The sequence below is a fragment of the Neobacillus sp. genome (genome assembly GCF_031988165.1).
GTDB classification, from domain to species: Bacteria; Bacillota; Bacilli; order Bacillales; family Cytobacillaceae; genus Neobacillus; species Neobacillus rhizosphaerae.
Genome location: NZ_DALZYO010000049.1, coordinates 26508 through 35457 on the forward strand (window position 1 = coordinate 26508; position 8950 = coordinate 35457).

Consider the following 8950-nt stretch of genomic DNA (forward strand, 5'->3'; position numbering starts at 1 on the left):
AAAAAGATTGAAATGAATACAGAAAATGGATAAGGCCACCTGCAGTAGTTGCTTGTGGCCCGCCTCTTATCACACTAGCATGTATTCTAGGGGAAAGTTTTTCAATGGGGGGAAACAGCTTGAGAGAACTTTTACAAAAGTATGCCAACACCTTTTCAAACCAGCTGGAAAAAATGACGCTTGAAGAAAATGAACAACGCAGTGTCAACCATCCGATTATCTTTTTATTTTTGGGTGACCAAGTGAAGGAAGCCCTTCAATCGATCAAATTAATTAATGAAGAAAAATGGCAAAACAGCATGGGGGTCTTATATTTTCACGCCCATCAAACCGGCACCATTACCGGGGAAAACGTATTATCTATCCAGCTTCCTTGGGAAGGACTTGACCGCAAGCTTAAACGGAAAGACATGTTCGAAGCCTTTTATCGTGATGAAACCAAACTAATCGAGTTAAATAAGACCTTTCGCAGGCTTTCGTCGAAAATTGCCGAATACGGGAAGGTCTATTCTTCGTTAAAAAAAGTTAACCTTTGTGTGGTGACGGCGGCTAGCGATCCTGCAAATATCCTGATTCAAGAATTTACTTTGTTGTTAAAAAGTATTCTTCAAGAATCGTTTCGCCTAGTCGAAGTCGATTTATATGGATTGCTACAGGCGAAGCAGGACGGGGATCATTTTGCCTTGTCCACCTCACTTGGGATTAGTTTTTTAAAAGAACTGGATAGCTATCAAAACGATGAATTTACCTTTGAAAAAGACCTTCAGTTAACAGAAGATCATCTCAGGCTGCCTGTTAGCCACCAACCTTCCCCACTCTTTGACCTAGTATATTTATTGAGCGATAAAAATGAAGCTGGCTTGATTTCTAGTGATGCCCACCAGCAAAACTATGGGATTATCAGCAATCTTAATCTGTTAAAAAACCGGAAAATGATAACAGACTACCATGAAAAAATGGACAGCTATAATCATCAAGACTTTAAACGTGGCATTAGAGGAAATTCCCCTGAACCCGTTTATGCTTCTGCTGGTTTTGCCAAGGTAAACCGCCCCAATAAAGCGATTTCCCTCTATGCGGCAAGTCATTTTTTCAACGAATTTTTGGCATCGTTAAAAGCTGTAGGCCTACAGCCCCGTGAAACAGTGCTCAACTTGTTGGATTTATCCGAGGAGGCTTTTCAAAAATACTTTCAAAATTGTCTACCGCCGATAGAAAAACTTGCAGACATGAATGGCTTAATGTCTGTCGCGAATTCTTATCAAACGGTAAAAAGAATGTCGATAAGGGAAGCGGAAGAATATTTATATGAAGGCGGTACCAACCGATTCTTCCAGGCCAACTTTGACGGTCCTGTCCGCGAGCACATGCAAGGGCTGCACCTGAAAGAACGTATCCTGAGCTGTCTCGATGAACATGTCATCAATAATGAAAAATATGGCTTGTATTGTGCCTATTTATGGACCTCACCAACTTCATCGGAATTTGGGATTAGTGTAATCGAAGAAATTCAGAAATTGCTGCGCCATACAAAAGACGACCTTTTACAAGCGGAAGCAAGGCTCGAGCTTCTTTACCAGCAAATGGTCGATGGCTGTGATTTCAAAAAAAGCTATCTCCCTTTTTCGGACAAGAAAAACCTAAATAGCTTCCAGCACTACTTGTTCGACGTGGTTTACGGGGCAAAGTACGAAATCATCAAGCTTGAGGTAAAACAAACGATCTTAAAGCAATATCAAGCGGTGTTAGAAGAAAATCACCTTTATTTCCGCAAGAAAATTGAGCTTGTCGACCAGGTTAAATCCAGCCTGAAGCAAGCAGCAGCAGAAAGCCTTTATGACTCAGATGATTATTTGGATAAAAATATTGCCGAATATTATGCGGATATTATTAGCGGGATAACAGCAAAGTTGAAGGAAAAACACGGACCGCATTTCTTTTCTGATGAGCGTTTTTTCGGAAACCTGCTCGCCCTGCTTAAAAACGGGACAAACGCCCTTCTGGAACGATTGCTTCTCGTTTGTAATCGAGATGTGTTGACGCAGGAAGAATTCCATCGCAACTTTGAGGATGAACTGTTAGAAAGAGCCAATGTCATGACGCCCTATGAAAATCGTGACGTTCTCTCCAAAGAGGATCTGTTCAAGCAACTATACACACGCCTGCACGAAAACTCGGCAATTCAGATTGAAGTTTATAACTATACCCAGGAACACCGTTTCGAAGAAAAATACTTCTTTGGGGATTTTTACAGCAAATTCATGAATTTCGCCTTAGAAAAAGAACAGGAAAATCGCCACTTTAAAGTCGGTTGTGCCCATGAGAAAAAATCGAGTGGCATCGAAAAACTTGCCCTTATGGGAGGCTTTAAGCTGACAGACTTAATGTACTACCGCAATGGCGAAAAATACTATAAGACCTACATGGAAAATGGTTATGAATTCCACTCGAAATCAGTGAAAACCAACTCTATTTCGTAAGGAGATTTTGCAAATGCCTGTCCGAAAGTTTAGTATTCTCTTTTTTGTTTTTAGTATTATTGCCGGCTTCATCGGGGCTATCATTGGCGAGTGGCTGATCGAGTCCTATTATGGCGAATGGCCCAATATCCTGTTAATGGGCGTCTATTTTGGTCAGTTAGCCTTTATGGCCGGCCTGTTTTGCTTGCTGGCAGAAACCATTTCACCGACGATTAATGGTCTCAGCTGGCGCTTGGAATACTCGGGGCTGTCTTGGAAGTTTCTTGTCCCATCAACATTTGTGATGCTATTTATTGCCGGTCTTATTTTTCAATTCTTCTATTCTCTTAATATCTCAAGCGTTAAACCGCCAGACGATTTCGTAATGGTTATGGATATTTCGGACAGCATGAATAAATCCGACCCTAGTCGCCAAAGCTTGAAGGCGGCCGGAAGACTCCTTTCCAATATGGAACAAGGCCACCGCGCCTCTATCATCTCCTTTAATGAACAAGCATTTATCACAAAATCAATGTTTAACATTAGTGATACAAAGGACCGTGAGGACGCAGTTAATCAAATCAATAGCTTAGAATACAACGGGAGCACCGATATTGCGGGCGCCTTAGACACCGCCATGAAGGTGATTGACGACAATAAACAAGTGGGCAGAAAACCAATGGTGATTCTGTTTTCCGATGGTTACAGCGAGCTGGACCTCGATGCTGTGGTCGAGCCCTATCAAAACAAAGATATTATCATTAATACGATTGGGATGAGCAAAATTGACCAGGACGGCGCCAAGCTACTCAAATTAATTGCAACTCGCACTGGCGGTTCCTTCTATGATGTCAAAAAAGCGACGGAATTAACGAACGTGTTTGAAAGAATTTACTTAGAAAACCAAGACCGTCTGCTTGTGACGGAAAAACACGGATTGTTTAAAAACAGTGTTTATCTTGCCGTGCTTCGCGTTGTCTTGATCACGTTAATTGGCGGCCTGTTCGGTCTAGCCCTAGGTATCGTTTTTGACAACCGTTATTTGGCAAAAAGCTACGCCATCACTGGACTGATTTCAGGGCTATTAGCAGGGCTTCTGCTCGAACTTGGGTTGCAGGGCAGCTTGCTTTCAGGGTTCTCTTACCGCATTGCCGCAGATATTCTGTTAACTGTGTTGACCGGCCTTGGAACAGTGATTATCCCGATACGCGAAAAATTTACCGGTACCTCAGTCCGCCGCTCCAGTGGTTCTGATTTTTCCGTGCGTGATACATCCTTGAAAAGAGATCATTTTAAAAAAGGGTTTTGAGGCTCTCAACTTTAAGAAGATGGAGGTGATTGCCGGTGAACTGGGAGACCATTACTTCCCCTGATCATGAAATAAGAGATTTAAGAAAGACGCTACGCGATTCTGAGGTTCATTTAACTTGGTTTTGGTCAAAGGATATTGACTTTGTCTACATTTACAAGGCTCCGGCCGACCATGTCCAGCCATACAGCGAAATTGCAGAGGATGAATTAAGGCTCTACACCCGTGAGGAATATAAAGCTAATCAAGGATATGTCGCCAGAATAGACGGAATTAACCGCTCGCACTACCGCATTTTTCCCTGCCAAAAACGGGAAGGAAAGCTAATCATTTTCAGTCAAGAGAACGATAATAATAGTATAGGAATTTCGGGCTCGAAAGGAAAAATATTTTTTTCGATCACCTATAAAAATAAACTCTTTCAGCCTCTTAAAAAAGTAAAGATATCGATCATGTCAGAGCTTCCACTTGATAAAGAGGTGTTAGTCTATGTAAAAAAACACGGATCCGTTCCCAACTCGATCGACGATGGAACGGTATATCCCTTTGTTCGCGACTTTCCCTCTGGGAAATCCGTACAGCCGGAAATTGAGATTGATAAAAATGAGTATATTAGAATTTTTTTTAGCAACGGAAGGAAATCCGCTTATGATTATGAGCTAATTCCTGAATAGGGGGGACCATTACATGTTCGCACTGCTAAAACGAATATTCGAAAAAAAGCAGCCTGCCAAAGAAAGATTGCCATTTTACGATATTGTCTGCCCATACTGTTTTTCCAAATTTCATCATGAGGAAGTCGTCTTCCGTGCGTCCCATCACCGTGACGATGATGAGGCATTAGCCCTGCAAGAGGATGAAGTGTTTAATCATTATCGAGAAAAATTCGGGCTTGCTCCGATTGACGAGCTGGAAGCGATTATTTATCCTTCGATGATTCCTGATGAAAACAAGCTTTATTCTGATCGTGTTCTTATGGGCGTTTCTGATAAATACTCAGTCGTAACGAGGAATCGCTTATGTCCCGAATGCCATAATGAACTGCCTGTTACAGCGGGCAAGCATCCAAGTAATATCGTTTCGATTGTTGGAGCTACCTCTGTGGGTAAATCCGTTTACATGACCTCATTAATTCATACACTACAGCATGTCACCGCTAACAATTTTCAGGCGGCGTGCATTCCACTTGATAATGAGATAAGCAGGCGATTCCGACAGGAGTATGAAATCCCACTTTTTGAAAATGGCAGTCTATTAAAATCGACACAGGTATCAAAGCGGCAAGAGCCATTTATCTTTCAATTTGTCTTTAAAGATGACGATCGTGCTCCACTGACACTCGTTTTTTTTGATGTCGCCGGTGAAGGAATGACAAACAAGGACTATATCAAGCTTCATGCTGCCCATATTAAAAATTCATCAGGAATTCTGTTTTTAATTGACCCAATGCAAATTCGCGCTATCCGTGAAAAACTGATTCATCAACTGGGTGAAAAGCCAGGTGAAATTGCTGCCCAAGGGGATGAACCACGGGAAGTCGTCATCTCCTTGTTTGGTGATTTTATTGCCCATCTAGAAAATAGTAAAACAGATATTCCTACCGCAGTCGTATTGACGAAGAGCGATTTATTAAATGCCTTAAAACACGATGACGGCGAATATATTCGTTCGAATAGTAATGTTTTTCATAATGTCACCCATAGAGGCTACCTTCATTTAGATGAATTCGAAAATATCAACGGGGAAATCAGACGATTCCTTGAAAAAGTAGATATTCCTTTTGTGAACGCACTTGATGTTTATTTTAAAGATATCTCCTATTTTGCGGTTTCCGCGCTAGGAAGTAATCCCGTCGATCAGCAGGTCAGCGGCATCATTAGCCCTGTTCGTGTAGATGAACCGTTCATTTGGCTGCTTTATAAGCTAGGGTATATCGAAGGGAGAAATGAGCAGTGACCGGAAAATTCATAGATCAGCAAATGTATACAAGGGAACGGGGCGGAATCTTTCACGAAACCGACGGCTATGACACCATTGCCATTTCCGCTGGCCTCGATAAAGCATTTGTAAAAAAATATTTACATCCATTTTGCAGCTATTCCGCTCCTAAGGTGTTAACGGAACGGGGAGAAATGGAAGCTTCCCTCTTTCCGGAAGCCGTGACCATTTTTCAGCCTGAAAGCGGCGAGCTTGTCATCGGCCAGGCTGTATTCGTGCCCGCAGATTTTACTGGCACTCGTAGCACCTATTTCATGCATAACTATATTATTCCTTCTGCCATAAAGGATGAGTGGATCAAACAGCCCACCAAGCTTTTTCAAATCAATGAATTTGCAACCTCCTATGATGTCGGCTTAGGGAAGGTCCTGCCTGAACGGGAGGTTGTTGGCTACGACGATAGGGATATTCTTAGTGTGAAAGATGAACTTCTTGAGGTGTTAGGGATTGGAGAAGTACAATTCAAACAGCTCTTGCTCGCCGTCATGTCGTCGATTGCTGGCAAGAAAAGGGTCTTCATCTCTCTTAACGTTCCATTGCAAGACTATTCAATGTATGCGATGCAACTGTTAGAGTTAATTTATCTTTATTTACCTTATGCCCATCGCCGAAAATTAGGTGCAATGACTTTTTCCAGTGAACCTGAGGGTAAAAAATACATCCATGTTATGTTTTTTGAGCCAGGAACACTCAACTATGGAGATCGTTCCATGGCAAAACAATTTATTTTTGATTTTGCAGAAGGTAGAATATCAGGTGTAAATATTAAGGGAGAGTCGCACGAGTATTTGGAATTTGCTTTACACCATTTCTCCAAATCTAAAAATGTAAGTAATTTCTTGGACTTTGCAGAAACAATGTTATCAGGATTACAGGAAGAACAGCAACTCGAGTTAACCAGCTACTACCAATTAACCGCCATTTATCTAACCTTAAACTATGAGGATGCCCCTTATTATAAGAATAATAAAATCGGTTTTTTACAAAGTTTGCATAAATTCTTAGCGGTTAACTCAGAGGAAAAACTAGATTTGGTTGAGCTTTTTTTGCAGCTATTAAAAGGGGAAAAAGTAGCTAGTAATAAAAATATGGCTCTAGACTACATCGATGCTGTCGTATCCATAAACTCAATCCTTAGATGCGATGAGGCTATCATCTTTATGATAGAGACTCTTAAGTATTATCAAAATGATCGACTTTTCCATAAATTATGGAAAGTGATTGAACAGGACAAGCTCAGCTATCAAGAAATTTTGATCTATTTTAATAAGAATTCAAATTATGGGCGGCTTCTTGAGTCATACTTTGAGGAATGGTTTAAACCGTTCGTTAGTGTCGAAGACATCCTTAATGAATTAAAATTACTTGCACACTCACCCTACCTTTTGAGTATTGAAAAATTTAAATTCGTATCAATAAAAAGAATCGCTTCTGCCATCAGCAATGAAAGCAACCCTTTCACATCTTTATTGGCAGTGAAGGATTTTAACCTCGGCCTGCATAGTCCTGAGTTTGACGAATTTAAGAATGACATGCTAAAACACGCATTAGCCTCTCTGTTAAGGACGATCAATGTTATGGATGTCACGCTGTCAGATGTCATCGCATTTGGAGAAATTTCTTCAAATGTTGAAGAATGGGAAGATGCGAAAGGCCAGGAAAATTATTTGGTCATGATTGCTTTATATGAGCTTTTCAGTAATCCCGCGAATGCAAATGCATACGATTTAAAATCTTTAACTGGAGAATCTCGCCAACAACTTAGGAACATCCTTCGAAAACTATTCCGAAGCAATCCTATTTCTATGTATTTTCCGCTCCTTTTCATCGCATTTGGATCGGAATATAAAGGTGTTAATTATCAAGGATTATTGGATTACTTGTCTCGGTTAGGCCATGACAAAACAATGTATTCATTTATTGTTGAAAACGCCCGGTTGATTGACACTGATCGTGCCTACAAAAGGGCATTAAAAAAATATTTTATAAAGCATCCGAATTCGATTTGGAAAAATAAAGCACTTCGAAAAGAATTAAAATTAATCAAAAACTACAGCATTAAGAATTTTTTGAAGGAAATTGAAACAGAAACAACCAGTCCTTTAATCAAATTCTTAAGACGATATGGAATGACATTATCTTTTCTGTTGGTCATCTTGGGAATAGGTACGGGAATATGGTTCGGATTTTTTCATGATGGAAAACCTAAAGTTCAAAAACCTAGTGAAACGGTAACAGCAAACAACCCTGGGAAGAAAACGGCTACCGAAGAAAAGAAAAAAACCACTTCCACAAAGAAGACAGGCCTGGGAGAAAACAAAAAGGACACTTTTACTCATTTAAAATCCTTCAAAGCTTCAACAAGTGGAGCAGATGGTCAGTCTTTTAAATTGGATCTAGCTGGGAAACAGGTTAAAAATATCATCGGACAAACTCACCCTAATGGGAGTAATACAATTGTAATGACCGATATGTCTGGCATCGAATGGCAGCTCCATTTGACAACTGAACCAGAGGGTAGCCCATTTGATGACACTGGAAAATTAAAAAGGGGATATTCATTTTATGGACTTGAACATAATTTCTCGAAGAATGATATTCCTGAATTAGTTTTAGTTGCTACTAATAAAGCAACCCATTCATATACCTGGATTTTTTCTTTCAATTCTAGTGGTCCTATGAATGAGTTAAAACTTCTCACCCCGCTTCTATCGGAGAAAGACTTTTCTGATGTACAGTTGGAGGAAAATAAATTAATTTTGTCAAAAGGTGACCAAGACCTTACTTTCGAATACTCTAGCGATAAACAAAGTTTTGTAGCACAAAAAAAATAGGTATTTCATCGAGCATTCCGACTGGGATGCTCGATTTTTTATACTATCGGAATTGTCATCATCAATATCTGTGGAAAAGGGGCGGAGCGCCGCAAAAATGAATCACTTTAACCAGTTAAAGTGAAATACCCATTTCACTAGACGAAAGATGTGAAGTCTAGCTCTGCTCTCACCGCCTTTATTAGGGGACTACGGCTTGTTCTTTAAATTTATTTCCATGGTTGGGTTGGGAGTTGAGGCTCATGATAGTTTTTTTGATACAAAAAAGAACAGCTGATTCAGCTGTTCTTTTTCGTGCCTGGCAACGTCCTACTCTCACAGGGGCGCCTGCCCCAACTACCATCGGCGCT

Annotated in this window: 5 protein-coding genes; all 5 read left to right on the plus strand. The window is 40.5% G+C overall.

Features of this window, described 5'->3' with window-relative positions:
• Nucleotides 1-119: 119 nt before the first annotated feature.
• The 5 genes from RTR43_RS22470 to RTR43_RS22490 are packed head-to-tail and all read left to right on the plus strand — an operon-like array spanning nt 120 to nt 8600.
• A complete protein-coding gene (locus RTR43_RS22470; protein WP_312475487.1) occupies nt 120-2480 on the plus strand; it encodes a hypothetical protein in 2361 nt (786 codons plus the stop codon).
• Nucleotides 2481-2493: 13 nt separating this feature from the next.
• Entirely contained in the window at nt 2494-3768 is a 1275-nt protein-coding gene (locus tag RTR43_RS22475) for a vWA domain-containing protein (protein ID WP_312475489.1), read from the plus strand.
• 35 nt (nt 3769-3803) lie between these two features.
• Nucleotides 3804-4442 carry a beta-mannanase gene (locus RTR43_RS22480; RefSeq protein ID WP_312475491.1) on the plus strand — a complete coding sequence of 213 codons (639 nt, stop codon included), beginning with the start codon at nt 3804-3806 and terminating at the stop codon, nt 4440-4442.
• Nucleotides 4443-4455: 13 nt separating this feature from the next.
• The gene (locus tag RTR43_RS22485) at nt 4456-5724 is read left to right on the plus strand and encodes a TRAFAC clade GTPase domain-containing protein (protein ID WP_312475493.1); all 1269 of its coding nucleotides are present in this window, start codon (nt 4456-4458) and stop codon (nt 5722-5724) included.
• Nucleotides 5721-8600 carry a GAP1-N2 domain-containing protein gene (locus RTR43_RS22490; protein WP_312475495.1) on the plus strand — a complete coding sequence of 960 codons (2880 nt, stop codon included), beginning with the start codon at nt 5721-5723 and terminating at the stop codon, nt 8598-8600. Before RTR43_RS22485 ends, RTR43_RS22490 begins: the two co-directional genes overlap by 4 nt.
• Nucleotides 8601-8950 lie beyond the last annotated feature (350 nt).